Here is a 20598-nt window from a genome sequence, read left to right as displayed (position 1 = left end):
CGTGAAAGCCCAGCTGCGCGTCGGGGCCCATGCAGAACCAGCACATCGCGATCAGTTCCTGAACAGCCGGGCGGAGGCCATCTCCGCCCCCTGACGCATCGATTTCAGCTTCGCCCAGACCACGTCATTCGCCACGCGGCCGCGCCCCGCGGAAGTATCGAAGCCGCAATCCGTGCCCGCCTGCACGCGCCGCGGGTCGCCCATCACCCGCACCACGCGCTCGATCCGGTCCGCGATCACCTCCGGGTGCTCGATGAAGTTGGTGGTGGTGTCGAGAACGCCGGCGACGAGGATCTGGTCCTCCGCCAGCGGCTTGCGTTCGAAGATCTTGTATTCATGCGCGTGGCGCGGGTTGGCGAAGGGCAGCACGAATCCGCCGACATTGGCCTGCGTGACGATGGGCAGGATATCCTCCAGCGGCACGTCATGGTCGTGCGGGCCCTCGTAATTGCCCCAGCACACATGCAGCCGCACGCGGTCCCGCGGGATGCCCGCGATGGCGCGGTTGATGGCGGTTACCACGCGCTCGCAGAACTGAAGAAAGTCGGACAGCGGCCGGTCGCGATAGGAACAATGCCGCTCCAGCGCCAAATCCGGGCAATCCAGCTGCAGCAGGAAGCCCTGCGCGACGATCGCCTCGTATTCGACCTTCAGCGCATCGCCGAGCGCCGCGAGGTAGGCTTCCTCCGTCGCATAATGCCGGTTCTGCACGATGGACCCGATGATGCCGGGCGATGGCGCGGTCAGGAAGGCTTCCGCATAGCTGCCGGAATGCGCCGCCAGCGCGGTCCGGAAATCCGTGCATTCATCGTTGACCGCGGCGGGGTCGAGGTACCGGACCTCCCCGATCGCGGCAGGCAGGAAATCCGTGTTGGTCACGGCTTCCTGCTTGCTCGCCAACTCCTTCAACTGCGCCTTGTAGTCGGGATAGGCATCGAGGTCCGCCCAGCCCGTGCGGCTGCTGCTGTCGCCGAGCCCGCTGAGGCGATGGCGGAGATACAGCACGAAGCTTTCCCGCTGCTGCTCGCCATTGTTGATGATGTCGAGCCCGCTTTCGATCTGCTTCGGGATGATGCCGGCAAGCGCCGCGCGCCCCTCCGCCTCGATCGCCGCGGGGTCCACCGCTTCGCCGCGCACGCGCCGCGCATAGAGCTTCGTCAGCGCCGCCGGTCGGGGCAGGCTGCCGGTATGGGTGGTCAGGATGCGGGTTTCGCTGCGCTGCATGGTCACGTTCCGTCCCGGGTGCTTGTGCAGGACGCTAGCGGATCGCGCGATCCTGTCGAGTAGGCCTGGACCGGTACGGGCCGGCACCCCACAACTTAGGGCATGACCGAGAACCCGCTCCTCCGCCCCTGGACCACCCCCTTCGGCGTCCCGCCCTTCGACCTCATCCGGGCCGAGCATTTCGCGCCGGCCTTCGAGGCCGCGCTGGCAGCCCATCTGACGGAAGTCGCCGCCATCGGCGACAACCCCGCGCCGCCCGACTTCGCCAATACGATGGAGGCGCTGGAACGCGCCGGCGGGATGCTGACGCGGATCGCCTCCGTCTTCTTCAACCTCACTCTCAGCCAGGCCACGCTGGAGTTGCAGGCGGTGGAGCGGGACTGGGCGCCGAAGCTCGCGCGCCACCGATCCGCCATCGCGCTGGACCCCGGCATCTTCGGCCGCGTCGCAGCGCTGCATGCGCGGATCGACAGCCTCGCCCTCGCCCCCGACCAGAAGCGCCTGCTCGCCCGCCGCTACCAGGGCCTGGTGCGGGCCGGCGCGGCGCTGGACCTGGCGACGCGCGACCGGTTGACGGAACTCTCCACCCGCCTCGCCACGCTGCACACCAGCTTCGGGCAGAACGTGCTGGCGGACGAGAATGACTGGCAGATGGTGCTGACCCCGGACGAGCTCGGCGGCCTGCCCACGAGCCTGGTCGAGGCCGCGCGGGAGGCCGCGAAGGAACGCGGCGCGGAGGGCTATGTCATCACCCTCGCGCGGTCCTCCGTCGAGCCCTTCCTGACCTTCTCGACGGAACGCGCGCTACGCGAAAAGGCGTGGCGCGCCTGGGTCGCCCGCGGCGCCCTGCATCCCGACCGCGACAATGCGTCCCTGGTGCGGGAAATCCTGGCCCTGCGGGCGGAACGCGCCCGCCTGCTCGGCCATGCCGATTTCGCGGAATACCGGCTGGTGGACACCATGGCCCGCACTCCCGAAGCCGCCGAGGGCCTGCTGCGCGCGGCCTGGGAGCCCGCCAAGGCCCGTGCGGCGGCGGAGCGTGAGGAACTGGCCGCGCTCGCCCGCGCCGCCGGCCACAACGAGCCCATCGAGGCCTGGGACTGGCGCTTCTGGGCCGAACGCGCCCGCCAGGCAAAGCACGATATCGATGCCGGCGCCCTCAAGCCCTATTTCGCGCTCGACGCCATGCTGGCCGCGGTCTTCGACACGGCGCAGCGCCTCTTCGGCATCCGCTTCGAGGAACGCGCCGACATCCCGCGCTACCACCCCGATGTCCGCGCCTTCGAGGTAACGGACACGGATGGCACGCATCGCGGCGTCTTCCTGCTCGACAATTTCGCGCGCGCCGGCAAGCGGTCCGGCGCCTGGATGAGCAGCTTCCGCGTGGCCGATGCGCTGGATGGGCGCGTTTCCCCCATCATCGTCAACAACAACAACGTGGCGAAGGCATCGCCTACGCTGCTGTCCTTCGACGATGCGCGCACCCTGTTTCATGAGTTCGGCCACGCGCTGCACGGTCTGCTTTCGACTGCCCGCTACCCCTCGCAATCCGGCACCGCCGTGCTCGGCGATTTCGTCGAATTCCCGTCGCAGGTGATGGAGAACTGGCTGAGCGTCCCCGACGTGCTGCGCCGCTACGCGCGCCATGTCGAAACGGGCGAGCCTTTGCCTGAGGCGCTACTCCAGAAGCTGCTCGCCGCGCGGAATGAGGGCCAGGGCTTCGCGACGGTCGAATACGTCTCCTCCGCCCTCATCGACCTGGCGCTGCACCGCGTGGCGGCACCGGAAACGCTCGACCTCGCCGCCTTCGAAAGCGATTTCCTGCGCGGGATCGACATGCCGGAAGCGATCGGGCTCCGCCACCGGCCCATCCATTTCGGGCACCTGTTTGCCGGCGGCGGCTACGCGGCGGGGTACTATTTCTACCTCTGGGCGGAAGTGCTGGACGCCGACGGCTTCGAAGCCTTCGAGGAAGCGGGCGATCCCTTCCACGCCGATCTCGCCGCGCGGCTGAAGGCGGTGTTCGAGGCGGGGGATACGCGGGACCCGATGGAACTCTATGTGGGGTTCCGGGGGCGCAAGCCGGCGGTGGATGCGCTGCTCAGGAAGCGGGGGCTCGCGGCCTGAAGGGGGACGCCGTCCCCCTTCACCCCCTGCCAGGGGCGAACCGCCCCTGGACCGTCGTCAAAACGAGGGTTCCAAGGGCCCCCAATGGGAACAATGGGGCCCTTGGCAAAGGGGGTACGGGGGAAACGGCGTTTCCCCCGGGCAACAGGCTATACGTTGAACCGGAACAGCAGGACGTCGCCGTCCTTCACCACGTATTCCTTGCCCTCGACGCGCATCTTCCCGGCTTCCTTGGCGCCCTGCTCGCCACCCAGCGAGACATAGTCGTCATAGGCCGTGGTCTCCGCCGCGATGAAGCCGCGCTCGAAATCCCCATGGATAACGCCCGCCGCGCCCGGCCCCTTGGTGCCGCGGATGATCGTCCAGGCCCGCGTCTCCTTCGGCCCCACCGTGAAATAGGTGATCAGCCCCAGCAGCTCGTACCCCGCGCGGATGATGCGATCGAGCCCACTGTCGGGCAGCCCAAGCGACTCCAGAAACTCCGCCCGGTCCGCATCCGCCATCTGGCTGATCTCGGCCTCGATGGCGGCGGAGACGATGACGGCCTTGGCCCCCTGCGCCTTCGCCATCTCGAACACCCGCGCGCTGAAGGCGTTGCCGGTGGCGGCGGAGGCTTCCTCCACATTGCACACGTACAGCACGGGCTTGGAGGTCATGAGCTGGAGGCGACGCACCGCCTCCTCCTCACCCTTCGGGATCGCTGTCCGCGCCGGGCGGCCTTCCTGCAGCGCCGCCAGGATCGGCTCGATCAGCGTCACCTGCGCCGTCGCTTCCTTGTCGCCGCCGCGCGCGCGCTTCTGCAACCCGATGACGCGCTTCTCCAGGCTGTCGAGGTCGGCGAGCATCAGCTCCGTCTCGACCGTCTCCGCATCCCGCACCGGATCGACGCTGCCCTCGACATGCGTGATGTCGTCATCCTCGAAGCAGCGCAGCACATGGACGATCGCATCCACCTCCCGGATGTTCGCCAGGAACTGGTTGCCCAGGCCCTCGCCCTTGGAGGCACCGCGGACCAGGCCGGCGATGTCCACGAATTCCAGGCTGGTCGGGATGATCTTCTGCGATTTGCCGATCTTCGCCAGCGTGCCGAGCCGCGGATCCGGCACCGCCACGCGGCCCACATTCGGCTCGATCGTGCAGAAGGGATAGTTCGCGGCCTGGGCGCTGGCGGTGGCCGTCAGCGCGTTGAACAGGGTGGACTTGCCGACATTGGGCAGGCCGACGATGCCGCAATTGAAGCCCATGGGATCAGGATTCCTGAGAAAGCAGCGCGCAGAGATCGGCGGCCAGGGTGGAGGCGGCGATGCGCGCCGCCGCGTCGTCGGTGCGGAAATCGAGTGCCGCGGAGCGCAGCAGCGGCGCCAGCGTCCCCGCCGGCAGGCCGACGCGCTTGGCGGCATCGGCGATGCGGATGGCGTGTTCCTGCGGGCTGCGATTCTCCGCCAGCAGCGCCGCCGCATCCAGGGCGAGCGCGGCGCGCAAAGCGGCCTCACCGGCGGTGTGCAGCACCATCCGGAGGCGGCGGACATCGGAAATCGGCTCCGCCGCGGCCACGCCTGGCGGGTTGGGGTTGCCCGTGGCGCGCAGCGCGGCCGCAGCCTGGGCCAGCGCCTGCGCTTCGCGGATCAGCCCCGCGGCCAGCGCCGCGGCGCCATTGGCGAAATCCTCCGGCCCCGGGCCGCCGAAATCGCCGCCGAACATGGCTTCGTCGTTTTCCATCGCGCCTATCCCTGTTGAGTCAGCAGCGCCACGCGCGTCATGAAATCCTCGGCCTTGGCCCCGGCCAGCAGCGGCGCGGCATCGGCGACCGCGTCCAGCAGCGGCTCCACCCAGGTATCGACCTTGGCGAAATTGCCGAGCACATGGCCATGCACGCGGTCCTTGTGGCCGGGATGCCCGATGCCGAGGCGAACGCGCCAGAAATCCGGGCTGCCGAAGGCGCGCTGCATGTCGCGAAGCCCGTTATGGCCGGCGGCACCGCCGCCCTTCTTCACCCGCACCTTGCCTGGCGCCAGGTCCAACTCGTCATGGAAGGCCCAAACGTCGGAGGGCGCCAGCTTCAGGAAGGCGGCGGCCTGCTGCACGGAATCGCCGCTGGCATTCATGTAGGTCTCGGGCTTCAGGGCCAGCACCTTGGTGCCGCCGATGGCGCCTTCGGCCACCAATCCCTTGAAGCGCTTGCGCCAGGCGGAAAAGCCGTGGCGGCGGGCGATGGCATCCATCGCCATGAAGCCGATGTTGTGGCGCTGCTTCGCGTGTTCCTGCCCCGGATTCCCGAGGCCAACCCACAACAGCGCCACGACATCCTCCACCAGCAGGGCCCGCCTCGCCATCGCTGGCGGGGCGGGCCCGGTCGGGTCTTACTTCTTCTTGGCGGGCGCGGCCGGGGCCGCGGCAGCCTTGGCGGGGGCGGCCTTGCCGCCCTTGCCCTTGGCCTTGGGGTCCGGCGCCGGCGCGGCGACGGGCATCAGGGACTCATCGGTCGTCGGCGCGGCAACCGTGGCGACCACGAAGTCGCGGCCGATGATCACCGGGCGGGCGCCGAAATTGTCCTTGATCGCGGACCAGCGCAGGCTCTCGCCCACCTTGGCGGCGGCCAGGTCGATCTGGAAGTGGTCCGGGACCTTGTCGATCTCGGCCATCACCTCGATCTCGCGACGGACGACGTTCAGCACGCCGCCGGCCTTGATGCCGGGGGAGACATCCTCGTGCAGGAACGTCACGGGGACGCGCACGCGGATACGGGCGCCGGGGGCGACGCGCTGGAAATCGACATGGATGGGGCGGTCGGTCACCGGGTCGAACTGCACGTCGCGCATGATCGTGCGCTCCGTCGGGCCGTCCTTCACCGCAACCTCATAGAGGTGCGACTGCCAGCCACCCTTGGTCAGTTCCTTCATGACGTCGCGCGGGTCGAGCGACACGAGCGTCGCCTCCTGCTTGGCGCCATAGACGACACCGGGGACAAGCCCCGAACGGCGGGTCGCGCGTGCTGCCCCCTTACCTGCGTGCTCGCGCGCCACGGCCTCGATCCGAACTGTCTGGACCATTGCCAGGCTCCTTTGAAAAGAAAAGCGCCGGCCTCCAGGGGTGCCGACGCGGTGGAACGCCTAGCGGATGAAGGGGTCGGATGCAAGGCTCGGCGGCAGAAACCGGCCTTGCGGGCCGGGTTCAGCCCCCCGCTTTTACCCCACCGTGACCCTGGCCTGCGCCCGCGCGCTCCGCCCCTGCTCATCCGTCCAGGTGAAGACCAGTTCGCTGGTCCGGTCCAGGCGCAGGAAGAACACGTGGTAGGGGTTGGCGGAGGTCCCGTTGCGGAACTCCGCCTGGAAGGCCAGCGCCCCGTTCACGGAAACGGTCAGCCTTTGCAGCATGTCCCGCGGTGCCGGGCGTCCGCCCTCATGCCGCAGCCCCGTCTCCATCGGGTGTTCCATCAGGGCGCGGATCTCAACCGCCTCGCCCACGCGGGCGCTGCGGGGGACGCGGATGCGGGGCGTGGCGAGTGTCACGAGAGGCACCCCCCGGTGGTCACGCGCAGTTCCGCCGCTGTCTGCCGCACCGTGCCGTCGCTCATGCTCGCCACGGCGATGATGCGCTGGTCCTCCGCCACGCGGATGCGCGTCTGCACCTCCGCCCGCGCCATCAGGGGCGTCAGGCGGAAGCTTGCGACCCCCGGCGTCGGGTTGCGGGTGGCGAAGACATGGATGGCGGTCACGTGGGATTCCACCGTCTGCGGGCTGTCCACCAGCACCGTCACCGGCACCTGGCCGCCATTCTCCGCCACTGGCGGCGCGCGCAGCGTGATGCCGCCCTCGGTCGCCGGGGTGTCGCCCACCTGGTCGCGGATCGCGGCCGCCACCGCATCCTCCTGCGCCCACGCGCCGCCGGGCAGCGCGAGCAGCACCAGGCCAAGGGCGGCGCGGCGAGAGAGGGCAGGGGTCATCAGCCGAACATGTCCCTCGTGATGCTGTCATACCAGCTGTCGGCATAGGTCGCCTCCAGCCGCCGCTGCTCCGGCAGGTCGCCGCGGGGGGAGACGCCGCCGGAATTCGGCACCTCCACGATCGCGGTGCCTTCCGCATTGGGGCGGAAGATGCCGACGATGGAGATGCCGTAATCCTCGCCCACATGGCTGTAGCAGGTGTTGTAGTAAAGGGCCTGGGGCGGCGCTTCGCCCCGCAGCGACGCCACCGCGCTCGCCACCGCCTGCTTGGCGGTGCTGTTCGCGATGTAGCCGGATTTCGGCATGGGGCCGGGGATGTTCGCATCCCCCACCACATGGATGCCCGGCGCGACGCGGCTTTCGAAGGTCACGGGGTTCACCGGCACCCAGCCGGAAGCATCCGCCAGCCCGGCCTCGATCGCGATGCGCGCTGCCGATTGCGGCGGGATGACGTTGGCGACGTCCACCTTGTGGCGGGTGCCGAATTCCGTCTCCAGCACCCGCTCCGCCGCATCCACCCGCGTCACGCGGCCATCGCGGTTGGCCGGCACCCATTCGATCATGCCGGGATAGAGGGCGTTCCACCCATCCTGGAACAGCCCCTGCTTGCTGAAGGCGTCCTTGGCATCCAGCGCGAGGATCTTCGACCGCGGCTTGTGGCGCTTCAGGTAGGCCGCGATCATGCTGATGCGCTCGTAGGGGCCCGGCGGGCAGCGGAAGGGGTTGCCGGGGATGGCCATCCCCACCACGCCGCCATCCGGCATTTCTTCCAGTTGCCGGCGCAGCAGCAGGGTCTGGGCGCCGTCGCCGGGGACCCAGGCATGGGGCAGGCGTTCGGCCGCGGCCTCGTCATAGCCCTCCAGCGCCCCCCAGCGCAGCGCGATGCCGGGGGACAGGATCAGCCGGTCATAGGCCAGCGTCTCACCGCCGCCGAGCCGCACGCGCTTCGCGGCAGCGTCGATCCCCGTGGCCCAGTCATGCACCACGCGGACACCCTTGGCCCGCAGCCCGTCATAGCCATGGGTGATGTCACCCATCTGCCGGACACCGCCGATGACGAGGTTGCCATAGGGGCAGGTGACGAAGCGTGTCTTCGGCTCCACCAGCGTCACCGCCAGGTCGGGGTAGCGGCGGCGGGCGAAGGCCGCGGCGGAGGCACCGCCGAAGCCGCCCCCCACCACCAGCAGCCTGGCCTGGCCCTGGGCGCGGGACAGGGACGGGGTGGCGAGAAGCGCGGCGGCGCCCAGCAGCGCACGGCGAGAGAGGGTCATGGCGGGCATCCTCAGCGCGGCAGGCGGGCGAAATGGTCGGCGGCGGCGGCGATCTCGGCATCCGTATAGCCGCGGGCGATGCGGCCCATGATGGTCGCGGGCCGCTCATTCGCCCGGAAGGCTGCCATCAGCGCCACCAGCTCCGCCCGGTCCCGCCCCGCCAGGGCCGGCACGCCGCCCATGCCCGCGCCGTTCGGCCCGTGGCAGCCGATGCAGCCTTCCGCCACCAGCGGCGCCTGCGCGCGCGCCTCGGCCAGAGGCAGCCCTGCCGCCAGCGCGGCGGCGGCCAGTGTGATGCGGATCATGGTTCTTTCCCCGGCGACATTCGGCGTCGTTCCGGGGTGGTTGCTACAATGCACGAATTGCCGATGTCAAATCCGCCGAATCACGAACGACCCAGGCCGAACAGGGGCCGCAGCCGCAGCCCCACCGCATTGCCCAGCAGCGCCGGCCCGATCCACACCCAGCCATGCAGGCTGCCGGAGGCGATGCCCCCGAGATAGGCGCTGATGTTGCAGCCCGATGCCATCACCGCCCCCACCCCCAGCAGCAGGCCCCCGAGGATCGAGGCCACTGCCTCCCTCGCCTGAGGCCAGCGCCACCCGCCCGCCCGCCCCGCCAGCGCCGCCGCCAGGAAGGCGCCGGCCATCAGGCCGAGATCCATCAGCGTCGTCCGGTCCGCCAGCAGCGGCCTCAGCAGTGCCTCCGTCCGGGTCGGATCCTCCCAGAAGGGCCAGAAGGCGGGGTCGTCCCAGCCCAGCGCCTCCACCGCCTTCGAACCCCACAGCGGAAAGGCCGCCGTGATGGCCCAGGGCCGTCCCGCCAGCCACAGCGTCGCCACCGACAGGACCGCCAGCCCCACCGCCCCCCAGGCCATCGGCCAGGGCCCGCGCCACAGCACGGCGGGGAAGGGCCCTTCCGCCCGCCACGCCATCGGTTCCACCGCGCCATGGCGGGCTTTCTCGATGGCGCGGGACGCCGCCCAGACCAGCGCGAAGACCGCCAGGCTGATCCCGACCGCCGGCCACAGGCCGAGCGCCCCAGGCAGGGACAGCGGCGCCAGGGAAGGCCATGCCAACCACGCCTCATACTGCCAGGCTGCCAGCGTCGCCCCCGCGATGAAGGCCGCCAGCGTGATCCACATGCGCGCACCCTGGCCGCCCGCCGCGGTGTAGAGCGTGCCGGAGGCGCAGCCGCCGCCGACCTGCATCCCGATGCCGAACAGGAAGGCCCCCAGCAGCAGCGCGACGCCGGTGGGGAAGACGAAGCCCCGGACGGGGGCGCCGAACAGGCTGCCTGCCTCGATCGCCGGCAGCATCAGCAGCGTCGCCACGGCCAGCAGCACCATCTGCGCCCGCAGCCCCGCGCCGCGCCCTTCGGCCAGCAACCGCCGGAAGGCGCCGGCGAAGCCGAAGCTCGCCTGGAACAGCACCAGGCCCAACGCCGCCCCCAGCAGCCAGAGCGCGCCCTGCCGCCAGCCATCCTCCTGCGCCAGCCAGGCCCCGCCACCCGCCACCAGCAGCGCCGCCCCCGCCACCTGCACCACGGCCCCAGCCCTCCCCGGTTTGGCGCGAGATAGGGGCAGCGCCGCCGTAACGGAAGCGCCGCCTACAGGACCACCGTCGCGGCCAGCAGCGCCTCCGCCTCATGCTCCAGCGGCGGGGCGGCGAGGAGGATGGCAACCAGCCAGCCCAGCATGGCGGCGGCCGTGATGGCGGCTGCCTGGGTCACGGCCGGATCAGCCCCAGCGCCACCAGCGTGGCCGCGGTGGCGCCCAGTACCAGCAGGGCCCGCAAGGCCAGCGCGCCAGGCCCTTCCAGGAATAGCGCCATGCGGTCGGCCAAAGGAGAGACCTGTCGGGGTGATCGAGCCATCCCCGCATATTCCACGATTTCAATCGACGCATCAAGTTATGCGCGATGTTGGGTTGTTTTTATCAGATCAGACGGTGCGGAATGGTGGACTCGCGATGCGGAATGGGTGTATCCAAATTTCACGCAAAATGAGAGTTTTTTCATGCCGGCCCGAAGGGACGCGATCCGCCAGGGGTGTTGACGCTCCGACCGAGCCCACCCCGCCGCCATCCCGCCTCAGCCTGCCCGGAACACCGCCCCCATGTCCTCCATCCCCACCGCCATCCTGCCCGCCCGCCCCGCCGCCCTGTCCGCCCTCGGCCTTGAATCGCGGCCGCTGCACCCGGCCTTCGGGGTGGAGATCCTCGGCCTCGACGTGACGCGCGACCTGGATGAGGGCGGTGCCGCCGCTCTGCGCCAGGCGCTGGAGGCGCATGGGGTTGTGGTGCTGCGCGGCCAGGTGCTGGACCCCGTGCAGCAGGTGGCCTTCACCGCCCGCCTCGGCACGCTGTCCCGCCACCCGCTCTCCCGCCTCGCTTTGCCGGGTGTGCCGGAGGTGGTGCTGGAGCAGGACGAGCCCGATGACCGCCACGCCCAGTGGCATGCGCACATGACGTGGTCGACGGAGCCCAGCCGCTATTCCGCGCTCTTCGCCGCGGCGATTCCCGCTGAGGGCGGCGTCATCGCCTTCGCCTCCCAGGTCGCGGCCTATGCGCGGCTCGACCCGCACCTGCGGGAGCGGATCGAGTATCTGGCGGTGGAGCACGCCCATCCCCGCGGCCGCGCCGCCGGCCTGGCCCCGGTGGTGCATCCGCTGGTGCGGATCGACCCCGCCACCGGCCGCCGCGCCCTGGTGTTGGACCATGACACGACGGCGCGGGTGCGCGGGTTGCCGGAGGCCGAGGGCGCTGCGCTGCTGCACCGCCTGCTGGCCGCGGCGACGGACCCCGCCATCACGCTGCGCCATCGCTGGAGGGGGGGTGACCTGGTGGTGTGGGACAACCGCGCCGTCCTGCACCGCGCGGCCTTCCCCGCGGCGTGGCGGCTGCACCGGACGATGGTGCGCGGCAGCCGGCCGCTGGGACCGGCGGATTTGGCCACGCCCTGGGTGTCGGCTGGGTAGGCTGGCGGGGGGACCCCCGCGCCAGAGCCTTCCCCGGCATCCTCAGACCGGCGCCAGCCCCACCGTCATTCCCCCGCACACATACAGCACCTGCCCCGTCACGAAGCCCGCGCGCTCATCCAGGAAGAAGTGGACGCCATGCGCCACATCCTCCGGCGTGCCGAGCCGTTTCACCGGCACTCCATCGATGATCGCGCGCGTGCGGGGGCTGTTGTCGGGGTTGGCGCGGCGGAACAGTTCCGTCGCGATGGGCCCGGGCCCGATGGCGTTCACCGTGATGCCATCGGCCGCCAGTTCCAGCGCCCAGGTCCGTGCCAGGCCGATCAGCCCCGCCTTGCTCGCCCCGTAGGCGCTGCGCAGTTCCTTCCCCAGCGCGGCGCGGGACGCGATGTTGACGATGCGCCCGAAGCGCGCGGCCCGCATGGCCGGCAGCAGCGCCTGCGCCGCCAGCAGCGCGCTGCGCAGGTTCACGTCCATCACCGTCGCCAGATCTTCCGGCGTCGTCTCCTCGATGCTGGCGGGCTTCACCACGCCGACATTGTTCACCAGGCGCAGCGGCGCGTGCTTGGCCGCGGCTTCCGCCAGCACGGCGCGGGCGGCGGCAAGGTCGCCGAAGTCGCACTCGAAAAAGCTCTCGCGCGGCAGGAGGGTGTCGGGCGCCCGCATGTCGAGGTTCACGACCGAAAGCCCCGCCTCCACAGCCCGGCGCGCGATGGCGCGGCCTATGCCGCCGGAGCCGCCGGTGATCAGGACCGCGTCGCTCATTTCCAGCTTTCCTCCACCCAGGCCAGCAGACGGTCCGCCAGGCTCTCCCAGCCCCAATCGAGCATCATCGCATGCGCCATGCCATCCAGCAGGGCGAAGGGCGCGGCGTGCCAGGCGGCGGTGCGCACCACGGCGTCGGGCGGCACCAGCGGGTCCCGCCGCGCGCCATAGATCACGGCGGGCTTGCCCACCCCCCAGGCCGGCGGCACGGGCTGCGGCGCCTGCGCTTCCAGCAGCGCGCTGCGGCTTTCGGCGCCCATGCGCGCCAGGTGCCGCAAAGCCAGCGCCTCCGGCATCGCGGCGCTGAACAGGGCGCGCTTCAGCAGGGCGGCATGGGCCAGGCCCGCGCCCGGCTCCGTCATCCGCGCCACCGCCCGCCACAGCGGCGGGTCCGCCATGGCAAGCCGCCAATTGGCCCAGGCCAGGCCTTCCGGCGGCGCCGGCGCCAGCAGCGCGATACCGGCTACGCCCGGCTCCGCCAGCAACCGCTGCGCGACCAGGCCGCCCAGCGAATGGCCGACGATCACGACGGGTTGGCGGATCGCCGCGATCGCCGCCCGCGCATCATCCGCGAAATCCGCGATGCCCGCCGGGCGCTGCACCGTGCCGCGGTTGAAGCCCGGGGCGAAGGCGCGGAAGCCGGCCTGCGACAGCCTGGCGCCGAAGCCCTCCGCCCAGACCCAGGGGCCGCAGGCCGCGCCGTGCAGCAGCAGCAGCGCGGGGGCGCCGGGCCGGGGCGCGGGCGGGTCCCAGGCCAGCATGGAGCCTCGGGCGTAGATCAGGTCGAAGGGGTCGGGCGCGCGCATCCCGCCCATCGTGGCAAGCCGCCGCCCCGGCCGCAACGGGCATGCCAGCGCCGCGGCCCTCCGCTATGCTGGCACCATGCCCCACGGACCCGACCCCATGCTGGCGACCATCGTCGCCTGCATCCTGTTGGCCTTCATCCTCGGCAGTGGCGCGCGCCTGCTGCGGATGCCCGCGCTGATCGGCTACATCGCCGCCGGCATGGTCATCGGCCCCTGGCTGCCGGGATCGCTGGCGGAGCGCGGCATGGTTGCCGCCATGGCGGAGATCGGCGTCGCGCTGCTGCTGTTCGGCGTCGGCCTGCATTTCAAGCCGGCCGATCTGCTGGCGGTGTGGCGGGTCGCGGTGCCGGGGGCGGTGTTGCAGATCGCCCTCGCCTTGGGGCTCGGTTCGCTGGTGGGGCAGGGGCTGCTCGGCCTCTCGCCGGGGGCCTCGCTCGCCTTCGGCCTCGCGCTGGCCATCTCCTCCACCGCCGTTGCCACCAAGGCGCTGGAGGAACGCGGCAAGCTCGGCGGCGCGCCGGGGCGCCTCGCGCTCGGCTGGCTGGTGATGCAGGACCTGGTGGTGGTCTTCGCCCTGGTGCTTCTGCCCGCGCTGGCGGGCGGCGGGGATGGCCAGGCGCTGGCCTTCGACATCGGCAAGGCTGCGGCCTCCCTCATCGCCTTCGCGCTGGTGATGGTGCTGGCCGGCCGGCGGGCGCTGCCCTGGGCGCTGGTGCGCGTGGCGCGCGGCGGGTCGCGGGAGTTGTTCACCCTCGCCGTGCTGGCCGCGGCGCTGGGAGTCGCGGTGCTGGCCTCCTCGCTCTTCGGTGTCTCCTTCGCGCTGGGCGCCTTCTTCGCCGGCATCGTGCTCGGCGAAAGCGATGTCGGCCACCAGGCGGCGGCGGAGGCGACGCCGCTGGCGCGCATCTTCTCCGCCATCTTCTTCGTCTCCGTCGGCCTGCTGCTGGACATGAACGTGGTGGCCGCCGAACCGCTGGCCGCCGCCGCGGCGCTGGTCGCGGTCCTGGCCGGCATCGGCGGCGGCGCGCTGGCGGTGATGCTGGCCTTCCGCGTGCCGCCGCGCATCGCGCTGGTCGTCGCCGCTGGCATCGCGCAGATCGGCGAATTCTCCTTCCTGCTGACGGAGGTCGCGATCCGCCAGGGCCTGCTGCCGGATGGCGTGCGCGGTCCCATCCTGGTCGCCGCGGTCGGCAGTATCATCGCCACCCCCTTGCTGCTGAAGGGGGCGGAGGCGCTGGCCCCCTGGCTGGAGCAGCGCCTGGCCCGCGCGCCCGGCCCCGCCCAGGCCCTGCCGCCGCAACTTCCCTGGCCGGTGCTCGAGAATCACGCCGTCATCGTGGGCTCCGGCCGCGTCGGCAGCCTCGTCATCGCCGCCCTCCGCCGCCACCATCTGCCGCTGATCGTGGTGGAGGAGGACCGTGCCGGCGCCGAACGCCTGATCGCCCAGGGCATCCCGGCCATCTGGGGCGATGCGACGCGGGAGGAGGTCTTCCACGCCGCCGCCCCCGAACGCGCCCGCCTGGTCATCGTCGCCCTGCCCGACGCCCCCCAGGCGAGGGAGGTGCTCCGCCTGGCCCGCGCCGCCAATCCCGCCATCCCCGCCGTGGTCCGCACCCACACGGATGAGGAAGCCACCTGGCTGGAGGCGGAACTCGCCGGTACCGGCCTGGTGCTGATGGGGGAACGGGAGACCGCGCTCGGCATGGCGGACTACGCCATGCAGAGCCTCGGCGTCGCCGCCAGCACGGCGCAGGCCACCGTCGATGTGTTGCGTCGCCGGGCGATGGAGGACATCGCCGCCGGCTGACTACCCCCGCGGCATCTCCTGCTCCACCAGCGTCGCGAAGTAGCTGGCGCCGACCGGCAGCAGATCGTCGTTGAAGTCGTATTGCACCGTATGCACCGGCGCCGACCCCTTTGCCCCCGCCGCCTGGCCGAGCTTGAGATACGCCCCCGGCCGGTCCAGCAGCATGAAGGAGAAATCCTCGCCGCCCATCACCGGTGGCATGTCGCGCCGCACCTTGCCATCCCCCAGCACGCTCGCCGCCGCCCGCGCCGCCCGGCGCGCCTGGTCCGCGTGGTTGACCGTGGCGGGATAGCCGCGCTGGTAGGTGAATTCCGCCACCGCGTCATGCGCCGCCGCCGTCGCCTCCACCACCCGGCGCATCGAGGCCTCGATCAGGTCCTGCACCTCGGCCTTCAAGGTCCGCACCGTGCCGCAGAGCTGCGCCTCGTCCGGGATGATGTTGGTGGCCGTGCCGGCATGGAACTGCGTGGTGGAGATCACCGCCGCTTCCAGCGGGTCTACCCGCCGCGCGACGATGGTCTGCAGCGCGGCGACGATATGCGCGCCCACCACGATGGGATCGATGCCCCCATGCGGCCGCGCGGCATGGCCGCCCTTGCCGCGCACGGTGATGAAGAAGATGTCGCTCGCCGCCATCATCACGTCGTCCCGCACATCGGCCTCGCCCAGCGGCAGCGACGGGTCGTTGTGCACGCCATAGACAGTATCGCAGGGGAAGCGGGCGAACAGGCCCTCATCCATCATCACCTTGGCGCCGGCGCCGCCTTCCTCCGCGGGCTGGAAGATGAAATGCACCGTGCCGTCGAAGTTGCGCGTCTCTGCCAGGTATTTCGCCGCGCCCAGCAGCATCGTCGTGTGTCCGTCATGCCCGCAGGCATGCATCCGGCCCGGAGATTTGGAGGCATAGGGAAGCCCCGTCGCCTCCGTCATCGGCAGCGCGTCCATGTCCGCCCGCAGCCCGATGGTGCGGCCTGAATGGCCGGTGCCGCGCAGCACACCGACCACGCCTGTTTTGGCGATGTTGGTGTGCACCTCGATCCCCCAGGACGCCAGCAGCTTCGCCACCTGCTGCGCCGTCCGCTGCTCCTCGAACCGCAACTCCGGGTATTCGTGCAGGTCGCGGCGCCAGACCTCCATCTCGGGCTGCAAATCGGCGATGCGGTTGATGACGGGCATGGCAGAATTTCCCTAGAGGGCGATGGCGTTGTCGGGATCGATCACGCGGACGACATAGGCATCGACCACGGGCGCATATTCCTCCCACAGCGCGCGCAGCGCGGGGATGGGCTGGTCATGGCCATCGGCGCGGAGGTCCACCAGCGCGAAATCATGGTCGCCGAAGACCAGCAGGCTGGCGGATCGCACCGCGCCATGCTCGCCACCCGCCGCCTCCCCGGCTTCCAGCCCGCGGATCAGCCGTTCGGCCAGTGGCAATCCAGGCTCCGCCGCAAAGGCCGCCGCCATCGCATCGGGCACGCGGCTCGACGACAATATGTTCCCGATGGCGACGACATCCTGCGCATGCGCCGCGCCATGTTCCGGCTTCACCCGCGCGCCATGGAAATGCGCCGTACGCCCCGCGGCATCGATCGCCGCCAGCTGCCGCCATTGGTGATCCGGCGTCGAGGCAACGAGCGCCGCGATGGTCTGCTCGGCCGAGCATCCGGACCGCAGCAGCCCGATCCCGCGCGGGCCAAGCCGAGGGTCCGTCCGGTGCTGCGTCAGCACCGCCCCCACCCCTGGCGCGACGGCATGCACGCGCGCCCCCACGGCCAGCGACGATGTCGTGGCCGCGGCCCCGAACTGCCCCGTGCGCGCGCAGCGCCCGATCAACGAAAAGGTCATAAATTGAAGCCCTCAGACGGCGGGCGCGGCCTCCGGCCGCTTGCCTTCGCGCCTACGCGCTGTGGCGCCCGCCGGCAAGGGTGCGCTGTGCGCGGGGCCACGTCGTGGCCGAAAAAGTAACGGCGTGCGCGCGGCGCGCTCAGCGCCGCGCCACCGCATGGTCCCAATAGGTGAAGGTGAAATCCTGCTGCGCCCGCGCACCCAGATGGCAGCCGAAGCACGAATTCATCGATACGTTGCGCCGCGCGCCCGCGCCGTCGAAGGCCGCGTATTCCCAGTTCCCGTTGCGCTGGTCGGGCCCATAGCCCTCGCCCCAGCCGGCCTCCTTCTGCTGCACGCCGAGTGCGATCCAGCCGGGTTCCGGGATGAAGCGGCCGGAGGTGTCCAGCAGCGGGTTGCCCTGCGCATCCAGCCGCGCGCGCGTATCCGCCATGATGAGCAGCGTGCCCATCGGCGCCGGCTGCCCGGCCCGCGTCGCCGCATAGGCTTCGGGGTTCACATACATGTGCCGGATGATCTTGCGGTCCGCCTTGTCCACCGTCGCGTAGCGGATGAAGCGGCTTTGCCAATCCGCCGGCAATTCGATGTTGTGGGGCCCGGGCGTGTAGGGCGCCCTCGGCTGCGCGGCCGCCCCTACGGCGAGAAGTCCCAAGGGGGAAAGCGTCAGCGCCACGGCGCCCGCCAGCATGGAAACCCGCATGGACCGCTCTCCCCGAGCCCGGTTGATGCCACGCATCAGGCCATGGCGCGGGGGGCGCTGCCAATCTTCTTTATTTCATCCCTTGGTCGAAGGCCCTTAATCGAAGGTCCTCAATCGAAGGCGGGCACCTTGCGCGCCATGCCGCCATGCAGGTCCAGCATCCGCTGCCGCCAGGCCTCCACCGGATCGTCGGAGGCCAGCAGTTGGAACGCGCTGACGCAGCGTGCCCATTGGAAGCACCCCATGACGATGGCGTCGGCATAGAGCGGCGCGCTTCCCCCCAGGAAGGGCTGCGCCCGCAGCACCATCCGCAGCGGGTGCAGGGACTGCCGGAACGCCTCCACCCGGACATCCCGGTCCCCCTGCGCCGCTTCCAGCGTCATGCCGAAGCGCTTCTCCCGGCTTCCGCGGAAATAGGCCTGGTCCTTGGCGTCCAGCACCGGGAGGATGTCCGCCACCACCAGCCGCGCGATGCCCGGCACCACCACGGCATCGGCGAAGGCATTGACGAAGCGCGCCAGCGCCCGGCCCGCATCGCCGCCGAACAGGCTCGGCCGGTCGGGGTAGGTATCCTCCAGGTATTCCGCGATCGCCCAGCTATCGGCCACCGCGCGGCCGCCATCGACCAGCACCGGCACCTTGTCGGCCCCATGCGCGCGGATCGCGTCGGTGTCCGTGAAGCGCCAGGGCACGCCCTCGAAGTCCAGGCCCTTCGCCGCCAGCGCGTAGCGCGTGCGCCAGCAATAGGGGCTGAAGCGCCGCGCCGGATCGGCGCCCGCCAGTTCGTACAACATGATGCCCATGATCATTCTCCCGTATCGCTCTCGCCCAGTTCGGCCAGGCGCCGGGCGATCTCCCGCCGGTCCTCGCCCGGCATCGCGGCACGGGCACGCAGCGCCGCCACCAGCTCCGCCCGCCTTCCCTGCCGCGCCAGCAGCGCCTCGAAGCGCGGGCGCCAGCCGGCGCCCAGTACCTCATCCGCCACCCGCGCCAGCAGCGGCCGGGCCTCCGCCGGCGCCGCGCCCAGCAGCAGGAACAGCGTGCTTTCCTGCTGCGGGCGGGCCAGGCGGGGCAGCAGCGCGCGCAGGCTCGCCTCCCCCTGCGCCGGCCCATCCGCGCGGAACACCGCCAGCACCTGGGCGGGGCCGAAGCGCGCCGGCTCCGTCTCCGCCCGCCGGGCCAGCAAGGGCGCCGCATCGCGCGGCGACAGCACCGCCAGCAGTGCCAGCCGGGCCGTGGTGCCCTCGCTCACCGCGCCTTGGGCACCCGCCGCCTCCGCCTCCCGCCGCAGCCGTCGCAGCGCGGGGTGCTGCGCCACCTGGGACAGCTGCGCCGCGATGGCGCCAATCTCCGGCGCCGCGGCCAGCAGCAGCACGATGCGGTTGCGCGCCTCCTGCTCCGACGCCCAGTCCAGCATGTCGAGCGCGAGGCCAAGGCTGCCGGTGCCGAGTGGCCGGGCCAGCGCCGCCGTCACCCGCGCTTCCTCCGCCGTCCAGCCATCCGGCCATTCGCGGCGGGACCGCAGCGCCGCCGCGGCGGCATCGGCCAGGCCGGCGTCGCGCCGCCGCGCCGCCTGGGACAGCGCTTCGACCAGCGCGCCGGCGCCGACGGGAGAACCCCCGGCCGGTCCGCCATCCGCCAGGAAGCGCGCGGCCTCCTCGCCCCGTTCCTCCGCCAGGGCCAGGCGCAGCCAGGCCTCCCCGGCCGCCGGGCCATCCGCGCGGTGGCGCTCCAGCAGCGCCAGTCCCGGGCCGCTGCGCGCCGGCGTCATCGACAGTTCGGCGAACAACCTCAACGCGCCAGGATCGGGGCGAGGGCCCTGCAGGTCACGCCGCAGCCGGTCCCAGGTTGCCTGGTCCTGCCCGGCATCGCGCAGCACCAGCGCCAGGCCGCGCGCGCCTTCGATGGTATTCGGCGGGCGCCCCGCCGCGAGTTCCGCCAGCCGCCTGGCCGCCACCCGGTCGCCGCGCGCCAGCGCGACCTGCGCCGCCATCTCGGGGCGGGATGCCAGGCGCTGCGGGTCGATCCGGCGCAGCAGCTCCGGCCGCTGCGCCAGCCGCGCGGCTTCCGCCAGCCGGCCCGGCAGGGTGGCGGGCCAGGCTTCCGCGGGCAGCAGGGCCGCGACCTCGAAGGCCTCGTCCAGCCTGCCCTCCCGCAGCGCGAGGTCCACCAGCAGCGCGCCGGCGCCGGCGGGCAGGCCATCGGTCGCGCGCAGCGCCAGCAGCCGCGCCAGCGCCGCGCCCCCCCAGCCCGCCCGCGCTTCCGCCTGCGCCAGGGCGAAGGCGGTGGCGGGATCGGCCTGCGCGGGCAGGGGCAGGCCTTCCAGCAGCATCAGCGCCAGATCGGGGCGCGCATCGCCCATCAGCACGCGGCGTAGCGCCTCCAGCAGGTCTGGCGCCCCCTGGAACAGCGCGGCGCCCAGCGCCCGCAGCGCGATCCCCGGCTCCGGCAGCCGCATCGCCGCCTGCACCGTGCGCAGCGCCAGTTCCGGCGTCGGCCGCCGCGCCAGCGCCTGCATCAGGCCGGATACCGCGCCGGCGGCGTCGCCGCCCTCGATCCGCAGCGCCGCCAGGCGCAGCGCCTCCGCCTCCGTCGTCGCGCCGATGGCGGAAAGCCGGTCCAGCGCCGCCCGCGCTGCCGCCTGGTCACCGAGGTCCGTGCGCAGCTCCATCGCCTCCCGCAGCGGCGCGGGTTCCCCGGTCAGCGCATGCAGCCGTTCCAGCGCGATGGCGAGTTGCAGGGGCCGGTGGGTGGCCCGCAGCTGGTCGGCCAGGCGGCGCAGCGCCTCCGCATCCATCGGCCGGGCGGCGGAGGCGCGTTCCAGCGTGGCGGCGGCGCGATCGGCCGGCGATGGCGGCGCTTCCACGAAGCGGGCCGGGCGTGGCGCGCTGGGGGCGGGCAGCAGCGCCATGGCCCCGATCGCCGCCAGCGACGCGGCGGCGAAGGCCAACGCGAAATGCCGCCCGTCGCGGGCCGGCAGGCCAGGGGACATCCCAGGGGGCATGCCAGGTGACACATCAGGGGGCGCGGCGGTGGCGGACATCGGACCCGGATCGGTGGCGCGCAACACCTACCCCCCTGGCCCGCCCCCCGCCAGGGGGATGCAGACGGCACCCCGCCAGGGGATGGCGACC

At 71.8% G+C, this 20598-nt stretch carries 22 protein-coding genes; 3 read left to right on the top strand and 19 right to left on the bottom strand.

The window, feature by feature from the left end; genetic code table 11:
• Positions 1–51: 51 nt before the first annotated feature.
• The gene (locus ACTIE5_RS22780; protein WP_439552014.1) at positions 52–1224 is read right to left on the bottom strand and encodes a cobalamin-independent methionine synthase II family protein; all 1173 of its coding nucleotides are present in this window, start codon (positions 1222–1224) and stop codon (positions 52–54) included.
• A gap of 102 nt (positions 1225–1326) precedes the next feature.
• On the opposite strand from ACTIE5_RS22780, the gene ACTIE5_RS22775 reads away from it, so the two are divergent.
• Positions 1327–3351, top strand: a complete 2025-nt coding sequence (locus ACTIE5_RS22775) for a M3 family metallopeptidase (RefSeq protein WP_439552013.1) — start codon at positions 1327–1329, stop codon at positions 3349–3351.
• 149 nt (positions 3352–3500) lie between these two features.
• On the opposite strand, the gene ychF is transcribed toward ACTIE5_RS22775, so the two are convergent.
• The 11 genes from ychF to ACTIE5_RS22720 all read right to left on the bottom strand — a co-directional run bounded on the left by ychF (position 3501) and on the right by ACTIE5_RS22720 (position 10439).
• Positions 3501–4595, bottom strand: a complete 1095-nt coding sequence (gene ychF, locus ACTIE5_RS22770; protein ID WP_439552012.1) for a redox-regulated ATPase YchF — start codon at positions 4593–4595, stop codon at positions 3501–3503.
• Positions 4596–4599: 4 nt separating this feature from the next.
• Entirely contained in the window at positions 4600–5070 is a 471-nt protein-coding gene (locus ACTIE5_RS22765; protein WP_092955420.1) for a hypothetical protein, read from the bottom strand.
• Between the two features lie 5 nt (positions 5071–5075).
• Positions 5076–5684 carry an aminoacyl-tRNA hydrolase gene (pth, locus tag ACTIE5_RS22760; protein ID WP_439552011.1) on the bottom strand — a complete coding sequence of 203 codons (609 nt, stop codon included), beginning with the start codon at positions 5682–5684 and terminating at the stop codon, positions 5076–5078.
• A gap of 27 nt (positions 5685–5711) precedes the next feature.
• Positions 5712–6401 (bottom strand): 50S ribosomal protein L25/general stress protein Ctc, encoded by a 690-nt coding sequence (locus ACTIE5_RS22755; RefSeq protein WP_439552010.1) that lies wholly within the window; start codon positions 6399–6401, stop codon positions 5712–5714.
• A gap of 135 nt (positions 6402–6536) precedes the next feature.
• Positions 6537–6860: a thiosulfate oxidation carrier complex protein SoxZ gene (locus tag ACTIE5_RS22750; RefSeq protein ID WP_439552009.1), complete on the bottom strand. Its 324-nt coding sequence runs from the start codon at positions 6858–6860 to the stop codon at positions 6537–6539.
• A complete protein-coding gene (locus ACTIE5_RS22745) occupies positions 6857–7294 on the bottom strand; it encodes a thiosulfate oxidation carrier protein SoxY (RefSeq protein WP_439552008.1) in 438 nt (145 codons plus the stop codon). The genes ACTIE5_RS22750 and ACTIE5_RS22745 overlap by 4 nt, the downstream gene beginning before the upstream one ends.
• Positions 7294–8565, bottom strand: a complete 1272-nt coding sequence (locus ACTIE5_RS22740; protein WP_439552007.1) for an FCSD flavin-binding domain-containing protein — start codon at positions 8563–8565, stop codon at positions 7294–7296. Before ACTIE5_RS22740 ends, ACTIE5_RS22745 begins: the two co-directional genes overlap by 1 nt.
• A gap of 11 nt (positions 8566–8576) precedes the next feature.
• Positions 8577–8870: a c-type cytochrome gene (locus ACTIE5_RS22735; protein ID WP_439552006.1), complete on the bottom strand. Its 294-nt coding sequence runs from the start codon at positions 8868–8870 to the stop codon at positions 8577–8579.
• Positions 8871–8950: 80 nt separating this feature from the next.
• Positions 8951–10111: a YeeE/YedE family protein gene (locus tag ACTIE5_RS22730; RefSeq protein ID WP_439552005.1), complete on the bottom strand. Its 1161-nt coding sequence runs from the start codon at positions 10109–10111 to the stop codon at positions 8951–8953.
• Positions 10112–10173: 62 nt separating this feature from the next.
• Positions 10174–10296 (bottom strand): hypothetical protein, encoded by a 123-nt coding sequence (locus ACTIE5_RS22725; RefSeq protein ID WP_439552004.1) that lies wholly within the window; start codon positions 10294–10296, stop codon positions 10174–10176.
• The gene (locus tag ACTIE5_RS22720) at positions 10293–10439 is read right to left on the bottom strand and encodes a hypothetical protein (protein WP_439552003.1); all 147 of its coding nucleotides are present in this window, start codon (positions 10437–10439) and stop codon (positions 10293–10295) included. The genes ACTIE5_RS22725 and ACTIE5_RS22720 overlap by 4 nt, the downstream gene beginning before the upstream one ends.
• Before the next feature lie 241 nt (positions 10440–10680).
• Here ACTIE5_RS22720 and ACTIE5_RS22715 point away from each other — a divergent pair, with 241 nt between their 5' ends.
• Positions 10681–11541, top strand: coding sequence for a TauD/TfdA dioxygenase family protein (locus ACTIE5_RS22715; protein ID WP_439552002.1), 861 nt, complete (start codon positions 10681–10683; stop codon positions 11539–11541).
• A gap of 42 nt (positions 11542–11583) precedes the next feature.
• Here ACTIE5_RS22715 and ACTIE5_RS22710 read toward each other — a convergent pair whose 3' ends face one another.
• Positions 11584–12306 (bottom strand): SDR family oxidoreductase, encoded by a 723-nt coding sequence (locus tag ACTIE5_RS22710; RefSeq protein ID WP_439552001.1) that lies wholly within the window; start codon positions 12304–12306, stop codon positions 11584–11586.
• Entirely contained in the window at positions 12303–13112 is an 810-nt protein-coding gene (locus tag ACTIE5_RS22705) for an alpha/beta fold hydrolase (RefSeq protein WP_439552000.1), read from the bottom strand. Before ACTIE5_RS22705 ends, ACTIE5_RS22710 begins: the two co-directional genes overlap by 4 nt.
• Before the next feature lie 76 nt (positions 13113–13188).
• Here ACTIE5_RS22705 and ACTIE5_RS22700 point away from each other — a divergent pair, with 76 nt between their 5' ends.
• Complete coding sequence (locus tag ACTIE5_RS22700; RefSeq protein WP_439551999.1) at positions 13189–14919, top strand: cation:proton antiporter; 1731 nt, start codon at positions 13189–13191, stop codon at positions 14917–14919.
• On the opposite strand, the gene ACTIE5_RS22695 is transcribed toward ACTIE5_RS22700, so the two are convergent.
• From ACTIE5_RS22695 to ACTIE5_RS22675, 5 genes are all read right to left on the bottom strand, one after another.
• Positions 14920–16095 (bottom strand): M20 aminoacylase family protein, encoded by a 1176-nt coding sequence (locus ACTIE5_RS22695; protein ID WP_439551998.1) that lies wholly within the window; start codon positions 16093–16095, stop codon positions 14920–14922.
• Between the two features lie 12 nt (positions 16096–16107).
• Positions 16108–16764 (bottom strand): DUF1028 domain-containing protein, encoded by a 657-nt coding sequence (locus ACTIE5_RS22690; protein WP_439551997.1) that lies wholly within the window; start codon positions 16762–16764, stop codon positions 16108–16110.
• A 139-nt stretch (positions 16765–16903) separates the two neighbouring features.
• On the bottom strand, positions 16904–17464 hold the full coding sequence (locus ACTIE5_RS22685; protein ID WP_439551996.1) for a cytochrome P460 family protein: 561 nt from the start codon (positions 17462–17464) through the stop codon (positions 16904–16906).
• A 110-nt stretch (positions 17465–17574) separates the two neighbouring features.
• On the bottom strand, positions 17575–18267 hold the full coding sequence (locus tag ACTIE5_RS22680) for a glutathione S-transferase family protein (protein ID WP_439551995.1): 693 nt from the start codon (positions 18265–18267) through the stop codon (positions 17575–17577).
• Between the two features lie 2 nt (positions 18268–18269).
• A complete protein-coding gene (locus ACTIE5_RS22675; RefSeq protein WP_439551994.1) occupies positions 18270–20456 on the bottom strand; it encodes a hypothetical protein in 2187 nt (728 codons plus the stop codon).
• Positions 20457–20598 lie beyond the last annotated feature (142 nt).

The sequence above is a fragment of the Falsiroseomonas sp. genome (assembly GCF_051859025.1).
GTDB lineage: Bacteria > Pseudomonadota > Alphaproteobacteria > Acetobacterales > Acetobacteraceae > Falsiroseomonas.
The sequence above is the reverse complement of the archived record's forward strand: the minus strand, read 5'-3'. Positions and strand labels throughout refer to the sequence as shown.